Consider the following 24,722-nt stretch of genomic DNA (forward strand, 5'->3'; position numbering starts at 1 on the left):
TCCTTTATCAGTAGCTTTTCTTTTCATTATGTAAATAGGGATAGGGGAATTGATAAAGGAAAAATAATATACGCGTGCATATTGGTTCTTGAAACCAAACTCCAACAAGTCCGCCATCCTTTCTAAGCTACGATTTTTTTGTGTTTAAAACAAAAATGTAATCGTTTTCTACTTTGAATTCGATGTTTGGTTGTGGACATTTACTTTCCCAAATTCTAAAGCTCCCTGCAATTAATTCTTGTACATCTTTTGCTCAAAATGAACTATCATTTAAAAGAATGTTAGAACATCTTTCGCAAAATATTCCACCAGAACATGCTAACAGGATAAATAGTGAGTTTCAAAGCCTAACAAGAAAGATTAAAGAAAAATATGGGGTTGCAATCACTTCTCCTTATGAAGTTTTTTGTAATCCTGCCCCACTTACCATTGTATATACAACTAGGGAGTTTCAACCTTTTCGAGAAACATTTGATCAAACGTACAAATTTGTAGGACCATCCATTCCTGCAATGGAAACACAAGGAAGCTTCGACTTTTCTGTATTAAAAGGAAAAAGTGTCATTTACATTTCATTAGGTACTGTTTTTAATCAGGAAATTGATTTCTATAAATGTTGCTTTAAGGCTTTTGAGAACACTGACTATACCGTTGTTATGTCTATTGGTGGAAAAACTCAACTATCTGATTTAGGGAAGATTCCTAAAAACTTTATTGTAAAAAATTACGTTCCACAAACTGAAGTGCTAAAGTACACGAAATTATTTATCACACATGGCGGAATGAATAGCACCAATGAAGGTCTCTATTATGGGATTCCACTCATTGTAATCCCACAAAGCGCAGATCAGCCGGTAATTGCTCAACAAGTTGAGAGTCTTGGAGCCGGCATTAAGTTACAAATGCAAGGGTTGACTGTAAGTCACCTATGTAAAACCGTGGATTATGTGTTAGGACATCCCTCCTTTCATAAAGCTCTAACAGATATAAGAGAATCTTTTCAAAAATCAGGGGGATATCAGCAGGCTGTAGATGAGATTTTCACATTTAAAAGACAATACAATATTCAAATATAGAACATGTAAGGGTGGAGATTTTATGTCCAATAACATAAGACCTAGAAGAATAATTTTAGATTTAGCAGTTACTTTAGATGGATTTATTGAAGGGCCAAACGGAGAAATTGATTGGTGTGTCATGGACTCTGATATGGGGTTTACTCATTTCTTGAATCAAATTGATACTATTTTATATGGAAGAAAAAGCTACGATTTATGGGGGGGATACACTCCGGAAACTGGAGATTCTGATACCGAAAAAGAAATGTGGGAATTAGTTCACAGCAAAGAAAAGTATGTTTTTTCTAGGACACAAAAAAGGACTGATCATAAAGCAATATATATAAATGATAATATTTTGGAAGAAGTAAATAAATTAAAGAAAAAGCCTGGAAAAGATATCTGGTTATATGGTGGGGCAAGTCTTATTACAAATTTTATAAATTTAGGGCTTGTAGATGAATTTAGATTATCGGTTCATCCTGTTGTTTTGGGAAGTGGAAAACCTTTATTTATTGACATAAAACAAAGGTTAAACCTTAAACTGGTTAATACGAAAACATTTTCTTCTGGCGTTATCCAGCTGTGCTATCGCCTTAATGATAATTAATGAAATTCAAGAAAGCTTTTTTAATAAGAGTAAACAGAAAAGATTGATTAACCTGGAAGAAATAAAGGAGCAAGAAATAGATCTCACTAAAGTATATGATTATGCCGAATATCCAGATAAACATTAAATAGACTAAACTAATAAGAGGGTATTATGTTCAATATACGAGCATATACCCTCTTTTCTTATAAATAGTAGACTCGTTATTTAGATACTACACATATAGTTTAATATGTATATATTATAAAGGAACTTAAGTTTGTTGCAAATGGAGGCGTGATGAGGTCTTCAGATCGAGCGTTAACATGATTAAGGGGGTGAGTGGTATGAGTTTTGTAACTTTGTAATAAGTGATATTAAGCAATCGGACCAGTTTATGGAGAATCGGAAACATTACTTTGAGTAAAATGAAAACATCAAAAAATTGGAGGGTTCATATATGACAGTTGAAGGTAAGGATGATATTAATGGGCTTAAGGAAATCGGCAAAATCGTTGCTTTAACAATAAGTGAAATGAAAAATCAGACACGCGCCGGAATGACGACCAAAGAATTGGATGAAATCGGGGGACGTTTTTTAAGAAGATATGGTGCGGTCTCTGCACCAAAGATAACCTACAATTTCCCCGGTAACACATGCATTAGCATTAACCATGAAGTTGCTCACGGAGTACCGGGGAATCGGAAGATTCAAGAAGGTGACCTAATAAATATTGATGTCTCTGCTGAGTTAAATGGCTACTTTGCCGATGCAGGTCATTCCTTTCAGATCCCTTTATATAACCCTTCTGTAACACGTCTCTGTCAATACACACACAATACCATGATGAAAGTTATTTCTTCACTTAAACATGGGGTGAGATTGAATGAAATCGGAAGAATTATTCAAAATGAAGCCCGAAAAGGTGGTTACAAGGTAATTACGGATCTTTGCAGTCACGGCATTGGAAGGTCTTTACATGAGGCACCTGAAGATATTTTACCTATCTATGACAAGCATGATAAACGGGTATTGAAAGAAGGTATGGTTATTACTGTTGAGCCTTTTTTATCAACTGGAGCAGAGTATACAGTTGAAAGTTCGGATGGGTGGACTTTATGTGTGCCCGATAATAGTCTTTGTGCACAATATGAGCACACAATAATTATTACAAGGGATCAACCGATAATTACAACGATAGCTTAGATATTGTTTTCAGATGTTAGGCCCATAGATGTTTAAGGAAGTTCATCAAACGGGCGTGTTTGTTGAGCAAAGATTAAAAGGTTAATACATATTAGTCATGTACAATATGTATTAACCTTTATTTTCTATGTTTTTTTTCGATTTGGGTCTTGATAATAAGGTCAGTGGCAGATGCGACAACTGCAATTCATCTTACTTCAAAAGTTCTGTAAAAGGTGGTATTTTCTTACGCGAATGTCGGGAATGCGGCATGAAGAAGAGTATCTAAGTATAGAGGATTATATAGTAAAAGGAGGAGGGTTTTTACCCTTCTCCTTTTTATGTAGGTGTAGTTGTGTTTACTCATTTTTAGAATCTGAAATATATACCTTACTACACTGCCGATGCCTTTTATTACAATCTACTTTAGAAGTTAAGGCATCCGTTGATCGCTATTCCATTACCCTCTAATGATCACCTACTACTGCCTGTTCTGTCATCGTGAAAGTACGAAGTTTCCGAGGAATAAAAGCTCTTATCTCTTCTTCTTTATATCCGATTTGCAGTATTTTACGATCTTGTATGATAATAGGGCGTTTAAGTATAAAAGGATGGCTCTTTATCAAATCATACAGACCCTGTAACGACAGTGCATCAATCTCTATATTTAACTTTTGAGGAATCTTTGACCTTGTAGAAATAATTTCATCTGTACCCTTTTCTGTCATACTAAGAATATTTTTAATTTCATCTTCTGTAATAGGTTCATACGATAGATTTCTCTCAATATAATCAATTTGATGTTCCTCAAGCCAAGCCTTTGCTTTTCGGCAAGAAAAGCAGCTGGTTGTCGTATATAGATTAATCATTTTTTACACCTCGTCTATATGTATTTTTTTCTATCTTTAATTAATCAATGTAAATAAAAGTATATAGATTTCTAATAAGTAAAAGCCACTTGTATACTACAAGTGGCTTTTTGCTACGTTGAACACATTAGGTAATTCACGTATTATTCCCATCACCATTATAACATAGTTTGTGCATCTGTTTAATAAATTTCCGGTCTTAATATGACTGAGAATTTGAGATATATGATTAAGAACGATACTAACCTTCTATATTTTATAACAAGGAAATGAAACATATAATTCCACTTTTTACAGCGCAGCAAGTGTGTTAAAGAAGGAGATTGAAATGATGTAAAATTGGAGGATAATTAAGCTTTATCTTTAATAGTGAGGTGTGTAAAAATAAAGGCCAAGTTTATCTTACATACTACAAAAAGGGACAATGTATTACAGAAAAGGGATTCATCCAATCTGTTGATTCCCTGGGGAATTTGTTTGTTTTTATCGAGGAAGTATTCGAATTAAAAAATAAAATGAGGTTAAGTGAGCTAATTGATGTTCGTTTTACATAAAATAATGTCACCTTCGCTTTTTGTGGTAAGCTAATAAAAGGCAATTAGAAAAGAGTGATCGACATGGAAGAGAAACAGCAGCAAGAAATCGATCTTACTAAAGTTTATGACTACGCTGAATTTCCGGATAAGGTCAGTGGCAGATGCAACAACTGCAACTCAGCTTACTTCAAAAGTTCCGTAAAAGGTGGCGTTTTCTTACGTGAATGCCGCGAATGTGGGATGAAAAAGAGTATTTAGTTGGTACTGATTGAAAGGGCTGGGGAAATGAGAGATATTTGGGATGATGGATACAGTCAATCAAAAAAATTAACAGAAGAAATGGTCAACGAAGCAGAAAAGAAGTTGGGTGTGAAGTTACCAAAATCCTATATTGAATTATGTAAAATACAGAATGGGGGCTCTTTAAAATATTGTGACTACCCTACCTCCGTTCCAACAAATTGGGCAGACGATCATGTAAATGTCCCTGAGATTTATGGAATAGGGAAAGAAGGCATTTTATCCAGTGATTATTATATAGAAGAATGGGAGTTACCAAAAGATATTGTTTTACTATGTGGAGAGGGACATTGGTGGGTTGCATTTGACTATCGGTATACAAAAGATAACCCTCCTATAATTTATATGGATTTAGAATGGGGAACAGACATGCTTATTTTTGAATTAGCTCCTGATTTTGAGACCTTGGTAAATGGCTTATTTATTTATGAAGATGAAGAATGACTACATTTATACAATACAAAGGAACTGGCATTCAATTGTCGGTTCTTTTGTATTAGTTTCATATGATTTGATTCACCAAGCTCTCCCTTTTCCTCATTACATTCTACTTTAGTCCTTATGTCTCGTCCATTTCATGAAAAAGATAAGCTATTAGGCCAACCACATATTTTTTATGTAAGATGTTTGAATTTTATTTTTTGGGTTAAAATCTATAATCAACTAACTTTTTTTTAACAGTATGTGATCCATGTGACCTTCTACTCTCTATGGGTAGAAGGGTTTTTTATCTGTTTAAGTTCTTTCCTTTTGGGTATAAAAATAAATGTAAAGTTATCTAAGTCACCTACCTTTGTTTATAGTATGTTTTATCTTGCCTTCTATCTATAGGATAGAGGGTTTTCCTATGTACTCTGTTTAATAATTTTATTGGCAATGAATAAATGTGTTACCTTTCTCGCAGGGTATACAATGACATTTCAATCACACAAATGACCTTCTACCTGACAGGAGTAGAAGGTTTTTTGATATCAATTATTTATCAACATCAACACTAATTGCTGGATTAACCATATTATTTAAAGTGATTTTATTTTTATCATCTACTTCATTACGTAAAAGTGAATCCCATGTAGCTTCGCAAACCTATCGCTTCACATCATTATTTCAGCTTTATTAATCAGGGTTACATGTTATTTTTCCATATCTCAATGCATCATAAATAGCACGTCCATCGCTTGAATTTGTTTCTGTGTATTTGATGGGTAGTAGCGAGAAGACAATATAATAAACAGAAAAATAGACAAACTGGTAAGAAAAGAGACTTGCTGAAAGGATGTCAGTCATAACTAAACCATTTATAAGGAAAATAGCAGCTAAATTAGCAATAGCACCACCAGCATAGACACAAGCATGGGTAAATCGGTTGTCATATTTTAGTTTTTCATATACACAAAAAGAATCCAAAAAGTAAACTGATTTTATTTTAACTTTCTTCCATTTAAAAATCGTTTTTCCTTTTCCAATGGTAAAATCCACTCTCCCTCCGAAAAAAATTGCCATGATAGAATGACCTAATTGGTGAACAAGAGATACAAGTGGTAGTACAAGTAAGAAAGAAAACAAAAATTTAGGCATATCACTGAATCCAAACACACTTCCATCTCCTTTATTATGAAATGTTTTAATAAATGGCTAGCTTATTAAGATAAGTACATTCTTTTTGATAGTGGACAGAATTTTTTCAGCAGAGGGTCTGCCTTTTTTTATCATATTTGCAATCATCCGTTTGGCACTCTGAAAAGGCTTCAATCAAAGGATAGGACCAATCGGTTTTTACTAAAGCAGTAGTTAAAGGTATTAATAATCTTTGAGCATTGCCTATAAAGAAGAATATCTTCATTTTATTTTTAAATGTTCTCCATAACAATAAACGACCCTATGTAGCGTAACCAAAGTTACTAAGGTCGCTTATGCTATATTCTGATTTATTATTTTTTTTATCTTTTTCTTTGTAATGAAATATCTGGTTTCTCATTAAGTTTCTGACAGAACTTCGCTATCATGATTAATTTGATCAAACAAATAAGTAAGGTAAGATTCTAATTCAAATTGATTATCTTCAACAAAATCATCTAACACAGGCTTACTTTCTTCTCCCATTTTTAATCACTCCAACTTAATTTTTTTCGGTTTATTTCGCATGATGACCATGATTATTTTTTTGTCCCATCTTTCTTAGAACAAAGCTTACAATTAACACCAGAATGATTGCTCCAATAATGGCTGGAATGATGGCAAAACCACCAATAACTGGTCCCCAACTTCCCAGGATCAGACCACCTAACCAAGAACCAATAAAACCAGCAATAATATTACCAATAATGCCTCCAGGAACGTTACGTCCTGTAATTAAACCGGCAAGCCAACCGATAATTCCACCTACAATTAGCATCCATAGAATTTCCATAAATCACTCTCTCCTTTTGAAATAGTTAGTTGACTTTACCCCCGGCTAAAACTTATTAATCCTGTTATTTTTTTCCTCTATAAGTTTTTTCTCTTTATGTCATAAGATCATGTAGTTTTGCTTGCCCTTTATTTTTGTTCACTTGGACAACATCAAATGTCTCGTCCATTTCATAAGAAGAATAAGCTATTAGGACAACCCCTAGCATATAAAAAACCATTCCTTCTTACATAATCAGCTAACCCTTACCTACTGCAGTAAGAGTTCTTTTTTATTTTTCGACTGGACAGGCAAGCATACTGAAGTAGCTACATAGTATCTAAGGAATCACTACTTCACTCATTAATCGGTATCTATTTATGTAATGTTACTGCATTAATACAAGTTATATACGTTTAGTAAAGCTCTTCATGAAACCTGTAAGGGAGCTGAGCCGAAGAGGCGAAGGGGGCGACCGGATGTGTTGAGCTGAAATAACTGAGACATGAAAGGCGAAAAAATAAAAAGAATGAAAGTAGGTACCAACATGAGAAAAACTCATTATATTATTTTTCGAAACTTATTCCATAAACCATCCTCTAAACCATCAACAAAACCTCGTCCCTTCAAGGCTTATTCCTTTGTGCCGTTTAGTCCACTAGCCATGCTTGACCCCACTATTTTGACCATAGGAGGCATTGTCTTAGGAATTGCCATTATTGAACGAATATTAGAACGATGGGGTGTCATTGATCTAGTTGATCAGTTTGCGAAAGTGATGCGGTTTATCCTGCCTGTCACCTTTTATAGCGCCCTCATTTACTTTTTTGCGACCTTTATGTTTTAAGGAGGAATGTTGATGTTTGAGAAACTCAAATTGCGTGGCCAGTTGATTAAGGCGTTTCGTACAGCAGAGATTTATCGGGTCATAAAGCGTGGGGATCATACCTCCTATCAATTTCCAAAGATCCACAGGATCGATCATCAGCACACATACACTCGGTATGCTTTTTCCTTACTAAATGGCATTGATCCTGAACTTCTAAATAAAAAAAGATGGGCCTTACGACAAGTATTAGGAAGCAATATTGAAGTGAATGGCAGCTTAAAGAATTTTAGTATTACCGTTCATCACAAAAGCCTACCTAAGATGCTCAATTATAATTATAAAATCATTCATCCTCATATTGAGAAAATGGAGCTTCCAGTATGCATTGGTCAAGACAACTATGGAAACCCCGTTTCATGGGATTTTGCCGATTTAGAAACCTTATTGATTTCTGGCGAAATTGGAGCCGGAAAAAGCAGCCTCATGCGTGTGATTCTTACCACATGGGTGACATATACCTCTCCTGAAGACTTGCGCTTAGTGTTAGTGGATCTGAAACGAGCTGATTTGGGGCTGTTTCATGGGATTGAGCATGTGGATGCGCTTTGCTTTGAGGCCAAGGATATGAGAAAACCTTTTGCGTTATTACGAGCTGAAATGTATCGAAGAGGCGATTTATTGTTAGAGCATGGCGTGACGCATATAAGCAGGCTTCCTTTTAAGCTGCCTCGGATCGTTGTGGTAATTGATGAAATGTCCATCGTGAAGAGAGAAACAGATCTTGTGGAGATAATTCAACAATTTGCAAGTCAAGGTCGTGCCCTAGGTGTTCATACGATTATCGCGATGCAGCGTCCAGATGCCGATTTATTGAATTCAGCATTAAAGGCGAACTTACGAGTAAGAATCTCTGGCAGGCAAGCTGATGCCACGAATGCAAAGGTGGCAGGCGTACTTGGGGCAGAAGAAATCGATGCTGCAGCCAGAGGGCGCATGAAAATTAAAATTGATGAGGTCAAGGAGTTTCAAGCTTATTTCTTAGATGAAGGAGCTTGTAAGGAAATGCTTTCTCCTTATAAAACACGCATAAAAGACCCTGAACCTGACCTAGAGGTCGTACCACAGTCCATCTTTGGTTTATTAGAGAAGGAGGAACAGCGATGAGCTTTAGGTTATCTCAGCGTGATAAAGACATCATAGGATTTATTAATCAATTTAGGGCTGTAGATCGCGACTCATTAGTGGAGCTGTTCTTTAAACAGCTGAAATCGCCTATTAATGCATGTAATAGCGTGATGGTACGTTTATATCGATTAGGGCTAATTGAACGTACACAGCAGTATTCTCCTACGGTCTACTTACCTATAGATGCCAAAATTAAAAAGAACTCTCAAAAAATATTACATTTCCTTTCTATCTTGGATGTCTATAAACAAATGTGTACGTATAGCACACCTAAACAGGTCATTGTCGAAGATAAGCCCACCCGACGAAAAGGAGGGATTGAACCGGATCTCTTTTGTATTTTTAAAGGATCTCCTTTTTGGATTGAAATACAACGAAATCAGTATTCAGAACAGAAAATGCAAGCGAAGATTAACTTATACGAAGAGTTTTTCTTTTCGGATGAATGGCAGGCATTACATTGGCAGCCAGAGAACCGATTAGCCATTTTCCCTTCCATCATTTTGATTACACCCGTTCGCTATGCTGTTAATTCTGAACACATCCGCATTATACAAATAGCCAGCATTCATGAATTAATGGAGAAGTATAAAAGTTCTTCCAAACAAACAAAAGAAGCCAGGTCAAGGCCTTCAGCTTCTTCTAGTGGCATCAAGATTCATTTAACATAAGACAATTACATTCGCAAAATAAGAAAAGCCCTTAATTAGTTAAGGACTGAAAGGGCTCTTCTTCGCTACGAATAAGTAATGGTTTTATAGTGGAACCATTGAGTCCATTTTACCATGTTTTCAACGTACAAAAAGTAATTTTTATCCTTTCAGTTCCTTAAAGATAAAAAAACGCTTCGTATAATTACGTAAGCGTTTTTATTTTTACTCTACATTAGGTAGTGGCCGATATTGTTCAGAGGTAATTAAATCACCTTCTATGAGAACATAAGGGTGTGTTTACATTAGAATGGTTTGGAGATACTCTGGCATTCTTTTTCCTTTGTATGCACAAATTAATGGAAAAGAAAGTTTATTTTCCAGGTAGGGCTGTACGCTCTTATTAAAATAAGCAAGAATAGCAGGAGGGTGATAACTACCACTTAAATAATAGAAATCAAAGTTGTTTATACGATGGATTTTTTTCATTTGATTTGTAGTCAAGAGTGCTTTTAAATGGTTATGAATAAAAGGATAAAAACGGTCATTTTCGATAAAAAGAATGCAATCTCCAGCAAAAATCCCCTCTTGAATATAACTTACAGCTTGTTGTATATACGTTTCTTGCTGGTCATAAGAATACAGTATATGAACACTCTTTTGTTCTGCAAACAACTGATTCATTTTACTTTTCAACACACAATCCCTTCTTTCTTCTCGCTTTCTTATTATACGTGGATTATGTGGGTAGAATATAGTGGTTAATATTTGAATATTCAAAAATTAACCACGTGCATAAGGTTTTATATACATTTCTCTAAGCTCGGTCTTAAACAAAAGTCTTGTTAAATCAAGAATGTATAAAAAGTTGTATACTCGTAAAAGAACCCTAGGCGAAACCATTTTGCCACATGGGGTTCTTTTTTTGATGTGTACTGGAAAGAGACTTTATGTTAACTAGAAATGAAGATAAATCTTCATATGGATAGTTTAGACTTTGTTTATTTTGGTTAAGAATAGAGATGTAATCTTCTGTGGATTGACTAGTGACAAGCAGGCACTAATTACTGACCTTCTATTTCTAAAAAAATAGAGGGTTATTGTATATGATTGAGCTGGATAATAGATAAAGAGACAGTAATTGTACTTCTTATATATCAAATATCAAAAAAATCTTTTGGGTGTTTACTACTGTCTACTTTCTTTACAACGTTCATAATTTTTCTCAAAATCTGTGGACTAGGTATGTACTCTTTTTCATTACAAAGCCTTGTAAGGGTTCTTCTTGACACTTCGCTTTTTTCTGAAAATTCAACTTGTGTAATACCCTCATTATCTAGCCACTTTCCGAATTTAGAGCGCTTTGGATTCTTCCACCAGAACATGATTAACATCTCCTTTTAATAACATGGTCTCCATATTATTAAAAAATATACTCACTTTGGCTCACTTTGGCGCATAATAGCCAAGGGACTAAGCATATACTCTAGAAAGTAATGCAGAGGCCCAGATTTTAATATTTAATTAGATATAGAATAATGTCGATATTTTTGTAATAGACATATAGCATGAATACAGTTAAGACCGCCTTATACACTGATACATAATGGGCGGTCTTTGTTATGGATATTCGTATCTAAATAGAAAAGAGCCTAGATTCTAAGAATAGAAGCAAGGCTCTTTTTTTGATTTCGGTGCAAAGAATACGTAGTAGACCATAAAATGTCACTTTTCTCTAAATAAATAACTTATGTAATTAATTTAAACAATTTATGAATCAAGTATTTGGAATGCTTAGCACACTATTTTATTTCAGTCATTATTTAACTTACCAGCTATAGAATCTGTCTTAAACAGTCACTCTAGCTCCTTATATACTAAAACTGAGCAATTCTACACTTGGTTTGACAAGGATTTTATGTAACTTCGCTCAGGACGCCATCTATTGCGAGGTTTTTGCACTTTTTAAATGCAAAAAAAAGTGCAATTTCGCTATAAAGGAGACTACTATTCAATATACTACACTTCGTTCGTACAACTTTACGTGCAATTTGTTCAACTCGAGTTAAACTTATACTTGAGAATGTATAAGTTTAAATGTAATATCATCCTTATAGTTCAACTAAAGTTAATTTTACACTCGAGAACATGCAAGATTAAATATAATATTCACCTTGTAGTTTAACTTAAGTTGAATTCACACTCAAGATTGTGCACAATTAATTGCAGATTACAAAAGGTTATATCTTCTTTTGTGTAGAATTATATATTCAAAACTAGGTTTGTTTGAAATTAGATAGTACTTTGTGAAGAATTTCGAGAAAGTTTAGTGGTAGATTTGATATAATGTTAACCAGTATAGCAATCTTGGCGTAGAACAAGGTAAGGAGTGATTGATTTATGTCGCAAACACAAGAAGAATTATCTTATCAAATAAAAGATGTTGCAGAGATTTTAGGATGGTCTCAATCCAATGTGCGAAAATATATGAAATATATGAACTTACAGGGTAGTAGAACCGAGGGCGGTCATCGGCGCTTTAGTCAGCAGGATCTAAATGATCTGCTAGAAGCAAAACGTTTAAAAGAAGAAAATGACTACTCTTTAAAAATGATTCAAGCGCATTTTAACAAGCAATTGACCGATGAAATGATTGAGAAAAATGAGTCTCTTAAGTCGTTTTTAGAAGAATCGGTAGAGGAACTGCAAGACCAAGTAGAAGGTAATACAGAAAAAATAAAATCAATGGCTGAGTTGTTTGATAGATTTGTTAAACATACTGAAAGTCAAATAAAACAGATATCTGAAAACAATACTAAAGAAATACTTTCTCTTCAGCAATTAATGCGAACCTTACCAGATATTAAAAAGTCTGAACAAGACCAGCAAAGGTTGAGAGAGGTTGAAGCGAAAATAAGGCTTCAAGCGCGGCAGGAAGCTGTGGAATTGTGGAATCAAAAACCGGAAAGTGAAAGATTTACACGAAGTGGTTTTCTAGGTCTACAGAAAACCGAGAAATTAGGAGAAAGACAGGATTTTATTGAATCATATATCGATAAGAAGGTTCTTCAATATGTTCAAAGTGGTGAAAATGTTAATTAATATATGGTTTATAAGCATTATAACGTCCTGGAGTTAGTATAGTTTTCTGGACACCATTTAATTAAGTCCTTACAATTATTTTTGAGAGGATGTGTCCGAAATGCAACATAAACGTGCAGGCAAAACATACAATGATGAGTTTAAGAAAACTATGGTGAATTTATAGGTTATGGTGTAAAAAGTACTTAACAGAACATATACTGTCAATTTTCTTTAAATCAATAATTTATTGAATTATTCCAAACAATTTATCAATGAATTCTTTTGGATTTTGGACAGGCTTCTCCCGTTGGAGAGTTTGTCCTTTTTTAATCATGTGCATAGCCTCTATTCCTGCAATAATTCGTTTGGCCGTTCGTAAAGACTTTAATCCAAGCATTGGACGAAGTCGTTTTTTTATAAAGGGATGATCCTGCTCTACAATATTGTTGGGGTATTTCACTTTCCTTAGTTGAATGCCTTCAGGCATTTGTTTGTCTTTTTTTAACTCTTGGATAGCCATTGAATAAGCAGGATTCTTGTCTACAGTGATCACATATGGTTTAGAAACATATGAATAAGCCAAGGCTTTCTTAAACAAGCGCTTGCTGCTTGTTTATTTCTTGTTTTACTTAAATAAAAATCAATCGTATCTCCTTCTGAATCAACAGCTCGATACAGATACATCCACTCTCCAAGAGTCGTTCGTTGTCCTAAGACGGTGTCGTACTCGCTCATCTAATTCTGGTTCATATTGATGAACCCAACGCATAATCGTAGTGTAAGACATAGATAAACCTCGTTCGTCCATTATTTCAATCAAATCCCTAAAGCTGAGGCTATACCGTAGATACCATCTCACGGTTAACAAAATAATTTCAGGTTGATAGTGTTTTTACTTAAATTCTACAGGTGTTTTCATACTGATACATATCTTTTTAGTTTAGTAGCATCAGTATATCCAAATTTAAGAGATTACTTGCAAATCACTTGATTTTTTGCACCAGAGCCAACGATTCTTTTGTAAAAACAAGAAGCTAGCGCACTTCGTTTACTTCAGTCATTATTTAACTTGCCAATTATAGCAGCTTCGTTAAATAATGACTCTAACTCCTCTTTCACCCAAACTGGGCGATTCTACACTTGAGTTAAGAAGAATTTTATGTAGCTTCGCCAGGGACGCCATGCATTATAATGATTTTGCACTCTTTTAATGTAAAAATAAGTACAACTTCACCATTAAAGCGACCAACATGCGCTATCTTGTATTTTGTGCGCGAAAGATTCTGTGCAAGTTGTTCACCTTAAGTTAAACTTACACTCAAGAATGTGTAGAATTAAATACAATATTCATTTTAAAGTTAGCCTTGTGATGAACTTACACTCAGAAATGTGCAAGGTTTAATGTGAATTACTCCAAACAATTTATCAATGAATTCTTTTGGGTTTTGGACAGACTTCTCCCGTTGAAGAATTTGTCCTTTTTAGTTTAGTAGCATCAGTATATCCAAATTTAAGAGATTACTTGCAAATTACCTGATTTTTTTTGCACCAGAGCCAACTAAAGAGTGATGGTTTATCTTTTATGTGAAATTAAATGATAAGTAACACAACGTAAACAATCCTCTTGCTGCGCACAAGAGGATTGTTAAAGAATCTTCTATTTATTTATTTTTATAGTCTTTTCATAACCTAATTGTAGCGAATGATATTTTTCTAGGGATGCAGTAGCACCAATATACTCAAGAATGTGAGGAATTTCTTTCTTTGATGTATATTGAAGTGTTTTTGTTTTATCTGTCCCTTGATGATTTTGAACTTTTTTCTTTTTTACACCGATACTTTGAGAAAGGTAGACTGTAATTCTCTCTAAAACACCTTGTGTTCCATGAAACCTGAGTCTTGGGCGTATATATTCGATTTCTTTGCTACGAGAAGTGTCTAAGCTATGGTGCAATTGACTATAAGTCTTAATAAACGTTTCTTCATCAAATTGACCGACAGGATAAGGTTTATCACCATGTTGGATTGGTATCCATCCCATTGTTTTTATCTTTAATACAAAAGGGTGCTGATGATGTAAGCTACATTTCCATTGTGTATACGGTTTTTTCTTATCTGTACATAAATAAGAGTGCACGGGTCGCGCTTTACGGACAAGTAAATGAAAACGTTCTACCACCTGTCTATCTACATTGCGCACAGCAAATGAATCTAAAAAATGCGAACCATATCCCCATACAATGGCTAAAGCCTCCGCAAATTCATTTGATTCATAAAAAGCATTGAACCACTTCATGTCTTCCTCGTCAAACCGTACTTTTTGTGAACCCATCCCTCATTAGCCTCCTTCATTCTTATTCATAGCAAGCAATGATTAGCTAAAAATGCTTTATTTTTGATGTTCATAGACAACAGGAACTTTGTCCATTTTCATGGTTTTGGCCACAATATAACGACGATAGCCATCCTTTAAAACCTTGACAAGCCTTTCACAATCGTTAAAGGCTTGTCAAGGTGTCCTGTGCGCTTCACAAATTCAATGACTTCTTCTGTTTTCACAGGGTTTGGACGTGTCTTTAAGAAGGCTTCAGGAACGATAATGTCATCAAAACTCACGACATCCTTTGTCCCTTTTGGCTGAATAGGTTGCTGCTTCTTTTGTGGTGCAGCCTTTTTCTCTTGAACAGGTGTTTCGTTCACTTCTGGCTGTACAGGTTTCGCTTCTTTTGCTACAGGCTCTTGTTTTTCTTCCTGCTTGGTAGCTACAACCTCTTGTTGAGCCTTAGAAACCTCTTGTTTGGCTTCTTTCTTATCTTTTGAATCATTGGCTTCTTTATCGTTTTTATTCGGGAGAACGGTAATCTGAAAGCAGATGACACCAATTTCCCCAGGGCACTCGTCAAGGGGAATATCTAACGTTGGTTCCCCTTGAATTAAGAATTTTTCATGCATAATACTCTTTTTTGTCAGTCCGGTTTTATTAAAAGCTTTCTTCGCAACAAACACGGTATACGAAATAAACGTACTCTTCTTTAAACCTTTAGGCGCAGAAGGTGAACCTTTTTCTCGCATATCAAAGGCAACGTAACGGTCGTATTCTCGTAATGGTCCTGTCGCAGATCCTGTTAGGGTCATTTTATGTGGCATCGTGATCTCCTCCTACATAGAATTATATATTGATTATTTAGAAGCATGTTCTAAATAATAATACTCTTGTTAAACATCAGCTTCTAAGGGATTTCTTCACTTTTTGATTACGAAACGGTGTCCTGTAATTGGGCATGTTGTTGTAATAAAGCTTGTTCCTGTGGTGTTAAGACTTGTCCTAGATCCTGCTTCAGCTGCGCCACTTCGAACGAACTGTACGTAGAACTGTGCTCTTGGAGCAAAGTTTCTTCTTCTGGCGTTAGTTCTTGCCCTAAATCTTGCTTTAATTGGATCATTTCAAGCTGTTCATCCAGAGAAATAGCTGTTTCTTGTATACACTCTTTTTGCTCCTGTTCAGCTTGTAACCAAGCAGGAACCAATTCCTTACGGATGATATGTTTAGGCGTAAATAATGCTGCTGTTTCAGCTTCAGTATGTATGTCTGACTTAGATGATTGTTCTTCTGTATTCCCTTTTCGTAGATTGGTAAATTGATTGTAGGCAATTTGATAAACAAGACGGCACATTTCATCCAGTGATAGAGTAGTACCCTTATGATTCGCCTCATGAACATATTTATCTAAGCCTACAATGGCTGTATAAGCGACTTCATGTACCTGTTCTTTCAGAATCTCAATCTCTGTATCTCGTTTTACTGCTTTTGCAGCATTTTGAATACGAGCATAAAAGTCTTTTAGGTGATGACCATATTTACCTGCGTACACATTATTTACTTTTTTAGGAACACCTTTGATATAAGCAAACGACTGTGAAGCAGATATTAAATGATTATTTAAATGATTTTTAGGTAAATCAAGGTTAATAAAGGGGGACGACGCTTTTTCGTCCTCAAAACTTGGTGTATCAACGTTTTTAGCACTTTCTGGACTTGTCACAGGAGTTGTCACAGGAGTTGTCATTTCTTCTTGTTGAAGCGCTTGAATACCTGTTGTATCGTGTGCAAAAAAGATTTCCTCACAAATTTGATCAAAATTCTTATGGCTTTTAAGGATAAACACATAGCTATCGGGATGAGCACCTGTTGTATCTTCTTTGATATAACGTGCCACGATCATAAACGGTGTTTCCTTTAACGATTTCACAAAGCGAGAAACGGTACTTTGGGATACATCAAACTTTTCCATAAGTGTTTTTGAGTGAATCGCTTGAATACCTGTAGCAACAAGGTTATAAATCACGTAATCTAACATTTCCATACGTTTTTTAGGGAATACTTTATGTAGGGCTACTTGCTGTTGTTTAAAGTAAGTACGAAGTGTTTCTAAAAACGCTTCTTTCTTTTTACGAAGGGTCGGTGTTTCTTTCCATAACCATTTGAATCGTCCGTTGAAGGCATTTACATCTGGTAAATAGCAAGTTAATAGCTTTTTCATTTGTTCATCTTCTCCTTTAAGGAACACAAAAAAGACATTATCTCCCTTGTAAAAGGAAAACAATGCCTCAATTAAGATAAACTAAGCCCTTGAAATAGATGTCAATTTCGTATAAAATAAAACCATAAGTTTTATTTTGTACAAAACTAACTCTATTAACAAGAGACTTCGACAAGTGTTTTCCCTACCGTATCTAGGGGGAACGGTTTAAGAGTGTTGACGCACTACTTAAACAGTTGAAGTCTTTTTTCTATCCGCACGTTTTTGTTAGTTTTATTATAGCGTTAACTAGTCTCATAATTCAATAAAAATTAGCAAAATATATCAAAACAAGTATTTTTGGCTACGATGCATTTATCATTTCTTTAGGAGTTGACTTCATCATAGCTGAATTTTTGTAATCTAGGGAGGGGTATCTTTTTACCCCTCCCCAAGTCTTCAAAAGTATGTTATAATGCCACACTTTTAATAACATTAAAGAATTAGTAATTAGTATACTTTCAATGATAATGGTAATTATCTATTCTGGGTAGGGTGATTTTTTGTAGTCCTTTTTGGTAAAAGGGGTGAGAAAAAATCACCCTATTCATTATGCTCATAATATGATATGGATAGCTTCTAGCTATGAGGCAGGGGAGTGGTTTTTGCCTCAAAGGGGGAGTACAGAAGGTTCCTTTATTAGTTATATATAAGTTGATCCTAAGTTAAACTATTGGGTTTAGATTTAACAATAAAGGAGTAAACGACTTGGAGTTAGTAAAAAGCAATGCGCTAATATATAGTTTTTAAATTTTTACTGTATGGTTTGTGAGAGGGAAGCGTATGTTTTATCTTGTTCTTTAAGATAGCTTTGGGAGGTTCCTACGCTTTGTATAAGCTACTTTAATGTTTTCTGAATAGTTTAACGCTCTTTTTATTCTTAGAAGCTCAAAATGATTGTTGAAAGTCTTAGGAACAAACTACATGGTTTAGAAAGTTGCCGATAAAACAAACGTAATGTATCTATCAAGACACAGATATGAAAGCTAACTTTACTCATAAATGGCCTTTTCGAACTTAGCTACTGCAGATCTTCATTTCACTATATTATAGAAGCAGAAAAAGCAGGCTAAGGCCTGCTTTTATAAACTTTAAGATTAATCTTCAAATAAATGGGCCATTTCTTCTGCTTCTTCCCGTTTTCTTTTTTCCGTGAACTGCATTCTTTCCTCTTGAATCTGGTGTAGCACAACTCTTTTGGCCTTCTTAGTAGCTTCTGTTTCATCGAACTGTGTAGACTTAAACTTTTGAATATTCAAATGGTCGTATAAGTTATTAATTAGTTCCATTAGTACTCTAGTGTCTATTTGTGTATTCTTTGTAGTTTCTTTTACCTCACTTAACTCATTGTCTAAGTACCGGTAAAATCCACTCGCTCTTTTCAGATAAGCCTGACCTATTGCGTCAATTGTAGCAGCGTCTAAAAATGTTTCATCAGGTTCATTCTTTTTTAACTTTTCATATCTTCGAATGATATCTGCAATGGCATCCCCTGGAAAACGATAGCCTCTTTCTTTCATATGTTTATGAAGATATTCATCAGCCTCGTCACTTAAAGAAATCATTCTTCTGTGTTTGCTTGCTGTCATTATTCTTCATCCTCCCCAAAGAGTTTATTGAATGTACGATCCATATTTGTCATCGCATCTGAGCATCTTTGCATTGTATCTATCGTTCGATCATACAAATCATCAATAGCTTGTTCTCGCTTTTCTACTTCTTTCATAATGGATAATGTTTCGATTTGTTCTTTCAAAAAAGCTTGTCTAGAAAGACCTTTCTCTTTAGCTAAACGATCTACTTTACTCACAGCAACCGGACATACATTTCTCACTTTAATCTCCATGTTTGTTCTCCTTTTCTGTGTTTTTATTGCATCAACATAAAAAACGTAAAAAACATCTTGAAGAGCATAAGGGGTTTTTGTCCCCACAGGCTGCGTGGAGTTAGGCAGAGCCTAACAAAATCTTGGGTACAAGGAAATGTTTGCAAGAACCCCCTCAACGCACCCTCAAATTGCAGGACAGTCCCTTCACCGCACCTTCAGTGATCACAACATTTGTGCCAGAAACCCCTTCACCGACCCTTCATAGTTGATAAATGTCCCCTCAAGGGCCAGTTCATTTTGAAGTGTTTTTTTGAAAAAATAAGACAGAAGCAGGCGGTTTTTTTTATTTTTTTCGCATGTTCATGATTAAAATAGCCATTTGTTTTTGCTCATAATACGAGTGATTTACGCGTGCTTTTTTATCATTTATGCATCAATTTTTATGCTATAAACGATGACTGTTCTAAAAAAATGCATGTTCACAGGCCATCATCATTTATCTTTTTCATGTTCACATGAGCTAGAAAAAAATGTTGTAAAAAAGAAAATAAAAAGCTATGAAAAAAGCTGATACGGAATCAAAAATTGCGATGAAAAAGGATGCCATTCAATCGAGTGATGAAAGCATTCAGCTCTATGAAGATGAACAAAAAAGTTTACAAAAAAAGCTCCAAAAATTGAATGAAAAGCAACAGGATTTAGCCATGAAATGAAAAAACACATGTTAACAGTAGGTTCACATGTGTTTTTTTGAGGTTCACAGCAGGTTTACATTAAACAGTTTTTCTTGTACCCACGGTTTTGCTAGGCTCTGCCTAGCCCGACACCTATGGTGGGGGCAAAAACCCCTTATGCTCTTCTCTCTTTTGCAGTTCTCTCTTTTGCAGTGGGAAACCGCAATTTACAGGAAAGGAACGAATGTAGTGGATATAATAACACGAAATATAAATGCAATGGCAATGAGAGAAATTGATGAAGTGACAAAAGAAAAAAAGATTTCCTCGCAGGGATTTTTAAAAGTTCAGCTTGAAAAGTCGTTAGATACAGAGAAAAAGGAACATGACAAGAGGAAAAGATAAGAGAAAAAAAACAAAATGAATTCACGAAATTTTTCACACGGAATAACGGAGCACATTCTACAAAAAAACGAAATGTAACACAAGAAATGGAACGTTAAAAAAAGAAAAAGTTTGAAGGGGAAAAATAGAGACATACTATGTATACATTTTTTTCTATATTATTCTAAGTGTTGAAACTATATTCCGACTTCATCTACATATTTTTTACAAAAAAATCTATTTTTTTGTAAAAAAATGCTTCCCTTTTTTCCAATAAGTGTTTATTATGTTAATTGTTAGCCTAATAGGCTACTAATATGAATTATAGGGAGGATTTGGAGATGAAATTGAAAAAAGGTTTAACTTCGTTAGTACTATGCGGTGCACTTCTAGGTTCAGGGGTAACAGCAGCATTTGCATCTACAGCATACGTAGGTGGTGGAAAATGGGACTATGGAACAGGTGGAGGAAAGGTTTGGTCAAATTATTACCATGGTTCAAAAGTACATAAATCTTCAGTTCAAGGAGCCTATTATTATGATTCTGGATGGAAATCTGCGGGCGTAACATCTTATGCAAGTGCGACAGATAGAGCGTTTGCAGTCGATTATTCTTATTGGGATGTACAATAATACAGAGTGGTATAACTTATCTTTTTCAGAATAATTGTTAAACAGTATATTCTTTTACTAATTTAATAGGTTCAATGAGTCATTTTTATAATAATAATCTAATTCCTGAGGAATGTTGGTATTTTTTCGACATTTCTCAGGAATTCCTTATTTTTATATTTATAAAGATAAGGATTAAATTAACAATTTACATAATATTTAGTTAAGTATTGAGGGAAAAGTAATAAACATTTATTTAACTATTTTTTTCTCGTTATAAAATAGATTTATGAAAATTATTGAGGGATTTCAAAAAATTAAAAAGAGTAATTATTTCAATATTAGCTTATAGTGGAGGACTATCATGAAAAAGATTTTAATAGGTTTAGTACTTGTAGCCTATGGTATTTCATCTTTTATGTTTATTAAATACTATGAAGTAAAAGAAATGATAGATATTAATTCATCTAACAAGGTATCACTAAGTGTGGTTGAATGGAGTAAGAAAGACAGACCAGAAGACAAATTGAATAAGATAGAGGAAATCTCAAGAAAAGAAAAGGTGAATATCTACAAGGTAGTATATAAGCCTATTGAAACTTCACAAAAGCAAAAAATTATTCTTTATACAGCAATAAGCGATGTAGATAAGTTTAAGAAAGAATTTCCTTTAAAATCGGGCAAAATGTTTACAGAAAAAGATTCTAAAGATCTATATTTATCATCCCTAAATGAAAAGAATAGTGAACAAATTGGTAGAATAGATTTATTTTCACCCAGTAACATTATTGAAATAAGACCACTGAAAGCAGCAAAGAATGAAAATTTAAGAGGAACTTATTTAGTTGATAGTGAAAAACCCAAAGCTATTGAAAAAATAAAAGATGAATTGAAAACAAAAGTAGGTTTTAAAATTAAAAATCAAAAGCAATTAAACATTATGAATACCTTAGCAGATCAGGGATTTAGTAAATATCTAATAATTGTTCTTGTTATCATATTCATTTTAATTTCCTTAAGTTTTTTATACTATATTTTATTAAATTACAAAGAACTGGCAATAAAAAAAATGTTTGGTTACAGCGATAGAGAGCTAATTTTTAAGCATTTAATGAAAGAGAATGTACTAATTCATGCCATAGCTTTGGGAATAGTGAGTATATTCCAAGTTATTTACTTATTCTTTTATAATAGAATGAGTAGATTTTTAGATTTTAGCAGCGAGTGGGTCGTGTGGCAGCTTGTATTTACATTTGTGTCTATTCTATTTGGATTAGCCCCTTTCTTAATGGTATACCATATAAAAATTGCCGAAATGTTAAAAAATAAGAAACCCTTAAAACTAGTTCAGTTTTTAAACTATAGCTCAAAGCTTATATTTTCAATAATTTTAGTTATTCTGTTTATTAACTTCTTTAATAATTATCAAGAATTTACAGCACAAAATTCTAACTATGAAAAATGGAATACCACAAAAAATTACAGTTTTTATGAGATTCAAGATACTTCTACTGGAGATCGTGACATTTGGGCATATGAAATAGGAGTAAAGAGTAAGAAACTTTTTAATTTAGCTAGTGAAAAAGGAGCTATGCTTGTAAAACCATCGGACAGTATAATATACAAAGAATTTATTGAAAGTGAACAATCTATTCCTGTTAGAGAAAAAGGCAATGAATACGATCCAGAAGAAGGTAATACTATTCAAGTAAATCCCAACTATTTAAGGCATAATCCTGTTTACGACCTCAATGGTGAGAAAATAAAGTTAAAAGAAAATTTTGGCGACAATTTAATAGTATTAGTACCAGAAAAATATTGTGATTTAGAAAAGGATATTTTTAAAAGATATAAAGAGTGGTATCAATTTAAAAGATTTATTGATGAAGATACATATTATAAGAATACAGGAAAGAAGGTTAAATCACATAAAGAGGTTGAAGTGAAGTTAGTTTTTATAAAAAATAGGCAGAAACATTTTCTATATAACCCTAATCTAGAGGTCGAGAATCAGAATTATGTTAAGGATTCTTTACTAGTAGTTGTTAATTCACAAAATATGGGGGGAGACAGTTATCTTAATTATCTGAGCGCAGGTTATTTTTTCCCTCATATAAATGATTCTAGTAATCCGTATAAGGAATTAAAAAATGATATTAAATTAGCAGACCTTCAGGATACAATTCTTACTACGCCTTTATTATATAGTGTTGTCGACGGTTATATGTTTAATTTACAAAATGAAATTAAAATGAATCTTTTCTTGTCAATCCTATTATTAAGTATAGAAATAATAATTACTATTTTCATGGTTTTGAACTATTTAGAAAGAAACAAACTCATTCATTCGGTTCAAAAGATCAATGGATTCTCTTTTTTTAAGCGACATAACAAATTCTTTAGTATGGTAAGTCTTTTTTGGTTAATTATTTGCTTAGGGTTATTAGCTATTGGAATATCAACCGTTACAATGACATTGTTTATCGTATTAGCTTTTTTAGTGTTTGAATGGATATTAGTTTATACCATGATCAAATTTACAGAGAAGAAAAAGACGAAGGACGTATTAAAAGGGGCATAAGATATATGGAAATTGAATTAAAAAACATATCTAAAAAATATGGTGATAAACAACTATTTAAAAATTTGAATTTGTCAATAAAACAGGGAGAAATGGTTGCTATTACCGGACAGAGTGGAAAAGGAAAATCAACATTATTAAATATAATAGGACTCTTAGAAGAGCCTGATTCCGGAGATGTATTTATCCAGGGAGTACAAAATGCTTGGAAAAGTGAAAAGCAGCAATTAAAATTATTCAGATATACAATAGGTTATTTATTTCAAAATTATGCGTTAATTGAACAAGAGACTGTGAGCAAAAATTTAGATGTGGCGTTAGAGTATGTAAAATCTCCTAATAAAAAAGAGATGAAACAAGAGGCACTTGAAAAAGTCCACTTAGCAGATAAAATAGATAAAAAAATATACCAGTTGAGTGGTGGAGAACAACAAAGAATAGCATTAGCTAGGCTCATATTAAAGAAAAACGATATTATACTAGCAGATGAGCCAACAGGATCATTAGATGTACTAAATAGGGATCACGTACTTAATATTTTAAAATCATTAAATGCCCAAGGGAAAACTGTTATTATTGTTACTCATGATTCTGAAGTTGCTAAAGAATGTACTAGAATCATTAACTTATAAACTTTGAAATGGACAATGGTGTATTTAATATATTAGTCAGTCTAAATCAAAATGTACTATAAATCATGGGATAATTTCAAATAAAATCACACTAGATAAATATCTAGTGTGATTTCTTAAAAAATTCTAAGTTTATTATTTCAACTTTGACATTCGTTTGGTAATAGAGGGGTTGGATAATTCTGCTAGATTATAGCCAAACGTTGGTTTTTAACTGAAAAATTTCTAATATATACTTTAAATTTCCCTTTTAAATCGGCTGTAAAAATAGAAAATAACTTGTAATCTCTCTTACGCTCGTATAGTATTTGCAATTACATATTTAATTATAGTAAGTAACAAAGGTGTAATATTATAGGTACATTAACTATTTACTTTTTTGATAAGTAAGAGATACTGAAGATAATATTTCTTCGAGGTTGACGCCTAAATACAAAGCTTCCTTTGTTAACCTTAAAACTTCTTTTTTAATTTCTTGTATTCTAACCTCTTTATCCAATTGATGATCTTGATTAATGAATTTCCCTTTTCCTATTACTGTATAGATATATCCTTGTTGTTCTAATTTGTTATAAGCTTTTTGGATAGTATTTATGTTAACGTTTAAATCATTAGCAAGAAACCTTATAGAGGGCAGAGGAACATTATTATTATATTCTCCACTGATAATTAGCTTCTTTATATATTCAGCTATTTGCTCATAAATAGGTTTTTTACTGTATTTATCATATGTTAACATGCAGTCTAACTCCTTATT

The 24,722-nt window shown here is 33.6% G+C and carries 25 protein-coding genes and 3 pseudogenes; 15 read left to right on the plus strand and 13 right to left on the minus strand.

The genetic code is table 11. The features are described 5' to 3' along the window. Window positions 1-176: 176 nt before the first annotated feature. The 4 genes and pseudogenes from ACFX4N_RS27120 to ACFX4N_RS31125 all read left to right on the plus strand — a co-directional run. Window positions 177-1,076: pseudogene (locus ACFX4N_RS27120) on the plus strand (macrolide family glycosyltransferase); the annotation flags it as partial. A 22-nt stretch (window positions 1,077-1,098) separates the two neighbouring features. Beyond that, entirely contained in the window at window positions 1,099-1,668 is a 570-nt protein-coding gene (locus tag ACFX4N_RS27125) for a dihydrofolate reductase family protein (protein ID WP_377263394.1), read from the plus strand. Window positions 1,669-2,107: 439 nt separating this feature from the next. Then, window positions 2,108-2,854, plus strand: coding sequence for a type I methionyl aminopeptidase (gene map / locus ACFX4N_RS27130; RefSeq protein WP_377263396.1), 747 nt, complete (start codon window positions 2,108-2,110; stop codon window positions 2,852-2,854). A 154-nt stretch (window positions 2,855-3,008) separates the two neighbouring features. Beyond that, window positions 3,009-3,122, plus strand: a pseudogene (locus tag ACFX4N_RS31125) (DUF8096 family protein); the annotation flags it as partial. Between the two features lie 178 nt (window positions 3,123-3,300). Here the strand turns inward: ACFX4N_RS31125 and spxA are convergent. Next, on the minus strand, window positions 3,301-3,702 hold the full coding sequence (gene spxA / locus ACFX4N_RS27135) for a transcriptional regulator SpxA (protein WP_377263398.1): 402 nt from the start codon (window positions 3,700-3,702) through the stop codon (window positions 3,301-3,303). Between the two features lie 617 nt (window positions 3,703-4,319). Here spxA and ACFX4N_RS27140 point away from each other — a divergent pair. Next, entirely contained in the window at window positions 4,320-4,496 is a 177-nt protein-coding gene (locus tag ACFX4N_RS27140; protein WP_377263400.1) for a DUF8096 family protein, read from the plus strand. A 27-nt stretch (window positions 4,497-4,523) separates the two neighbouring features. After that, window positions 4,524-4,982 carry an SMI1/KNR4 family protein gene (locus ACFX4N_RS27145; RefSeq protein WP_377263402.1) on the plus strand — a complete coding sequence of 153 codons (459 nt, stop codon included), beginning with the start codon at window positions 4,524-4,526 and terminating at the stop codon, window positions 4,980-4,982. A 672-nt stretch (window positions 4,983-5,654) separates the two neighbouring features. Here the strand turns inward: ACFX4N_RS27145 and ACFX4N_RS27150 are convergent. The 3 genes from ACFX4N_RS27150 to ACFX4N_RS27160 all read right to left on the minus strand — a co-directional run bounded on the left by ACFX4N_RS27150 (window position 5,655) and on the right by ACFX4N_RS27160 (window position 6,948). After that, complete coding sequence (locus tag ACFX4N_RS27150; RefSeq protein WP_263036198.1) at window positions 5,655-6,134, minus strand: site-2 protease family protein; 480 nt, start codon at window positions 6,132-6,134, stop codon at window positions 5,655-5,657. A 381-nt stretch (window positions 6,135-6,515) separates the two neighbouring features. After that, complete coding sequence (locus ACFX4N_RS27155; RefSeq protein ID WP_255257736.1) at window positions 6,516-6,641, minus strand: hypothetical protein; 126 nt, start codon at window positions 6,639-6,641, stop codon at window positions 6,516-6,518. A 31-nt stretch (window positions 6,642-6,672) separates the two neighbouring features. After that, window positions 6,673-6,948 (minus strand): GlsB/YeaQ/YmgE family stress response membrane protein, encoded by a 276-nt coding sequence (locus ACFX4N_RS27160; protein WP_098334915.1) that lies wholly within the window; start codon window positions 6,946-6,948, stop codon window positions 6,673-6,675. Between the two features lie 622 nt (window positions 6,949-7,570). Here ACFX4N_RS27160 and ACFX4N_RS27165 point away from each other — a divergent pair. From ACFX4N_RS27165 to ACFX4N_RS27175, 3 genes are read left to right on the plus strand one after another with little or no spacing between them, the layout of a single operon-like run. Then, window positions 7,571-7,774 (plus strand): hypothetical protein, encoded by a 204-nt coding sequence (locus ACFX4N_RS27165; RefSeq protein WP_244659752.1) that lies wholly within the window; start codon window positions 7,571-7,573, stop codon window positions 7,772-7,774. A gap of 42 nt (window positions 7,775-7,816) precedes the next feature. After that, on the plus strand, window positions 7,817-8,920 hold the full coding sequence (locus ACFX4N_RS27170; protein ID WP_377263405.1) for an FtsK/SpoIIIE domain-containing protein: 1,104 nt from the start codon (window positions 7,817-7,819) through the stop codon (window positions 8,918-8,920). Further along, window positions 8,917-9,612: a hypothetical protein gene (locus ACFX4N_RS27175; protein WP_377263407.1), complete on the plus strand. Its 696-nt coding sequence runs from the start codon at window positions 8,917-8,919 to the stop codon at window positions 9,610-9,612. Before ACFX4N_RS27170 ends, ACFX4N_RS27175 begins: the two co-directional genes overlap by 4 nt. 279 nt (window positions 9,613-9,891) lie before the next feature. Here the strand turns inward: ACFX4N_RS27175 and ACFX4N_RS27180 are convergent, their stop codons facing one another. After that, complete coding sequence (locus ACFX4N_RS27180) at window positions 9,892-10,290, minus strand: MEDS domain-containing protein (protein WP_377263409.1); 399 nt, start codon at window positions 10,288-10,290, stop codon at window positions 9,892-9,894. A gap of 458 nt (window positions 10,291-10,748) precedes the next feature. Next, entirely contained in the window at window positions 10,749-10,976 is a 228-nt protein-coding gene (locus ACFX4N_RS27185) for a helix-turn-helix domain-containing protein (RefSeq protein ID WP_192101138.1), read from the minus strand. A gap of 1,015 nt (window positions 10,977-11,991) precedes the next feature. Between ACFX4N_RS27185 and ACFX4N_RS27190 the strand changes: the two genes are divergently transcribed. Then, window positions 11,992-12,693 carry a MerR family transcriptional regulator gene (locus ACFX4N_RS27190; protein WP_192101137.1) on the plus strand — a complete coding sequence of 234 codons (702 nt, stop codon included), beginning with the start codon at window positions 11,992-11,994 and terminating at the stop codon, window positions 12,691-12,693. 226 nt (window positions 12,694-12,919) lie between these two features. Here ACFX4N_RS27190 and ACFX4N_RS27195 read toward each other — a convergent pair. From ACFX4N_RS27195 to ACFX4N_RS27220, 6 genes and pseudogenes are all read right to left on the minus strand, one after another. Further along, window positions 12,920-13,549, minus strand: a pseudogene (locus ACFX4N_RS27195) (IS6 family transposase). A gap of 783 nt (window positions 13,550-14,332) precedes the next feature. After that, a complete protein-coding gene (locus ACFX4N_RS27200; protein WP_192101136.1) occupies window positions 14,333-15,007 on the minus strand; it encodes a hypothetical protein in 675 nt (224 codons plus the stop codon). A 137-nt stretch (window positions 15,008-15,144) separates the two neighbouring features. Further along, the gene (locus ACFX4N_RS27205; protein ID WP_377263412.1) at window positions 15,145-15,822 is read right to left on the minus strand and encodes a plasmid stabilization protein; all 678 of its coding nucleotides are present in this window, start codon (window positions 15,820-15,822) and stop codon (window positions 15,145-15,147) included. A gap of 107 nt (window positions 15,823-15,929) precedes the next feature. Next, on the minus strand, window positions 15,930-17,216 hold the full coding sequence (locus tag ACFX4N_RS27210; protein ID WP_192101134.1) for a replication protein: 1,287 nt from the start codon (window positions 17,214-17,216) through the stop codon (window positions 15,930-15,932). Between the two features lie 1,136 nt (window positions 17,217-18,352). Next, the gene (locus ACFX4N_RS27215; RefSeq protein WP_192101133.1) at window positions 18,353-18,844 is read right to left on the minus strand and encodes a hypothetical protein; all 492 of its coding nucleotides are present in this window, start codon (window positions 18,842-18,844) and stop codon (window positions 18,353-18,355) included. Further along, a complete protein-coding gene (locus ACFX4N_RS27220; RefSeq protein WP_192101132.1) occupies window positions 18,844-19,101 on the minus strand; it encodes a hypothetical protein in 258 nt (85 codons plus the stop codon). The genes ACFX4N_RS27215 and ACFX4N_RS27220 overlap by 1 nt, the downstream gene beginning before the upstream one ends. Before the next feature lie 539 nt (window positions 19,102-19,640). On the opposite strand from ACFX4N_RS27220, the gene ACFX4N_RS27225 reads away from it, so the two are divergent. The 5 genes from ACFX4N_RS27225 to ACFX4N_RS27245 all read left to right on the plus strand — a co-directional run bounded on the left by ACFX4N_RS27225 (window position 19,641) and on the right by ACFX4N_RS27245 (window position 23,965). After that, entirely contained in the window at window positions 19,641-19,796 is a 156-nt protein-coding gene (locus tag ACFX4N_RS27225; protein WP_244659776.1) for a hypothetical protein, read from the plus strand. Window positions 19,797-20,006: 210 nt separating this feature from the next. Next, the gene (locus ACFX4N_RS27230; protein ID WP_192101131.1) at window positions 20,007-20,162 is read left to right on the plus strand and encodes a hypothetical protein; all 156 of its coding nucleotides are present in this window, start codon (window positions 20,007-20,009) and stop codon (window positions 20,160-20,162) included. Between the two features lie 320 nt (window positions 20,163-20,482). Beyond that, window positions 20,483-20,773, plus strand: a complete 291-nt coding sequence (locus ACFX4N_RS27235; protein ID WP_192101130.1) for a lactococcin 972 family bacteriocin — start codon at window positions 20,483-20,485, stop codon at window positions 20,771-20,773. A 343-nt stretch (window positions 20,774-21,116) separates the two neighbouring features. Then, window positions 21,117-23,333: a DUF1430 domain-containing protein gene (locus tag ACFX4N_RS27240; RefSeq protein WP_377263415.1), complete on the plus strand. Its 2,217-nt coding sequence runs from the start codon at window positions 21,117-21,119 to the stop codon at window positions 23,331-23,333. 5 nt (window positions 23,334-23,338) lie between these two features. Next, a complete protein-coding gene (locus ACFX4N_RS27245; RefSeq protein ID WP_192101128.1) occupies window positions 23,339-23,965 on the plus strand; it encodes a putative bacteriocin export ABC transporter in 627 nt (208 codons plus the stop codon). Window positions 23,966-24,332: 367 nt separating this feature from the next. Here ACFX4N_RS27245 and ACFX4N_RS27250 read toward each other — a convergent pair whose 3' ends face one another. Beyond that, window positions 24,333-24,704, minus strand: a complete 372-nt coding sequence (locus ACFX4N_RS27250; protein ID WP_192101127.1) for a GntR family transcriptional regulator — start codon at window positions 24,702-24,704, stop codon at window positions 24,333-24,335. Between the last annotated feature and the right edge of the window lie 18 nt (window positions 24,705-24,722).

This window comes from Priestia sp. YIM B13551 (genome assembly GCF_042787905.1).
Taxonomy (GTDB): domain Bacteria; phylum Bacillota; class Bacilli; order Bacillales; family Bacillaceae_H; genus Priestia.

Bases quoted from the DNA above. Each gene is read 5' to 3' on its own strand.
- ACFX4N_RS27125 (WP_377263394.1), top strand. From the start codon at position 1,099: ATGTCCAATAACATAAGACCTAGAAGAATAATTTTAGATTTAGCAGTT.
- map (WP_377263396.1), top strand. From the start codon at position 2,108: ATGACAGTTGAAGGTAAGGATGATATTAATGGGCTTAAGGAAATCGGC.
- spxA (WP_377263398.1), bottom strand. From the start codon at position 3,702: ATGATTAATCTATATACGACAACCAGCTGCTTTTCTTGCCGAAAAGCA.
- ACFX4N_RS27140 (WP_377263400.1), top strand. From the start codon at position 4,320: ATGGAAGAGAAACAGCAGCAAGAAATCGATCTTACTAAAGTTTATGAC.
- ACFX4N_RS27145 (WP_377263402.1), top strand. From the start codon at position 4,524: ATGAGAGATATTTGGGATGATGGATACAGTCAATCAAAAAAATTAACA.
- ACFX4N_RS27155 (WP_255257736.1), bottom strand. From the start codon at position 6,641: ATGGGAGAAGAAAGTAAGCCTGTGTTAGATGATTTTGTTGAAGATAAT.
- ACFX4N_RS27160 (WP_098334915.1), bottom strand. From the start codon at position 6,948: ATGGAAATTCTATGGATGCTAATTGTAGGTGGAATTATCGGTTGGCTT.
- ACFX4N_RS27175 (WP_377263407.1), top strand. From the start codon at position 8,917: ATGAGCTTTAGGTTATCTCAGCGTGATAAAGACATCATAGGATTTATT.
- ACFX4N_RS27185 (WP_192101138.1), bottom strand. From the start codon at position 10,976: ATGTTCTGGTGGAAGAATCCAAAGCGCTCTAAATTCGGAAAGTGGCTA.
- ACFX4N_RS27190 (WP_192101137.1), top strand. From the start codon at position 11,992: ATGTCGCAAACACAAGAAGAATTATCTTATCAAATAAAAGATGTTGCA.
- ACFX4N_RS27200 (WP_192101136.1), bottom strand. From the start codon at position 15,007: ATGGGTTCACAAAAAGTACGGTTTGACGAGGAAGACATGAAGTGGTTC.
- ACFX4N_RS27205 (WP_377263412.1), bottom strand. From the start codon at position 15,822: ATGCCACATAAAATGACCCTAACAGGATCTGCGACAGGACCATTACGA.
- ACFX4N_RS27210 (WP_192101134.1), bottom strand. From the start codon at position 17,216: ATGAAAAAGCTATTAACTTGCTATTTACCAGATGTAAATGCCTTCAAC.
- ACFX4N_RS27215 (WP_192101133.1), bottom strand. From the start codon at position 18,844: ATGACAGCAAGCAAACACAGAAGAATGATTTCTTTAAGTGACGAGGCT.
- ACFX4N_RS27220 (WP_192101132.1), bottom strand. From the start codon at position 19,101: ATGGAGATTAAAGTGAGAAATGTATGTCCGGTTGCTGTGAGTAAAGTA.
- ACFX4N_RS27225 (WP_244659776.1), top strand. From the start codon at position 19,641: ATGAAAAAAGCTGATACGGAATCAAAAATTGCGATGAAAAAGGATGCC.
- ACFX4N_RS27235 (WP_192101130.1), top strand. From the start codon at position 20,483: ATGAAATTGAAAAAAGGTTTAACTTCGTTAGTACTATGCGGTGCACTT.
- ACFX4N_RS27240 (WP_377263415.1), top strand. From the start codon at position 21,117: ATGAAAAAGATTTTAATAGGTTTAGTACTTGTAGCCTATGGTATTTCA.
- ACFX4N_RS27245 (WP_192101128.1), top strand. From the start codon at position 23,339: ATGGAAATTGAATTAAAAAACATATCTAAAAAATATGGTGATAAACAA.
- ACFX4N_RS27250 (WP_192101127.1), bottom strand. From the start codon at position 24,704: ATGTTAACATATGATAAATACAGTAAAAAACCTATTTATGAGCAAATA.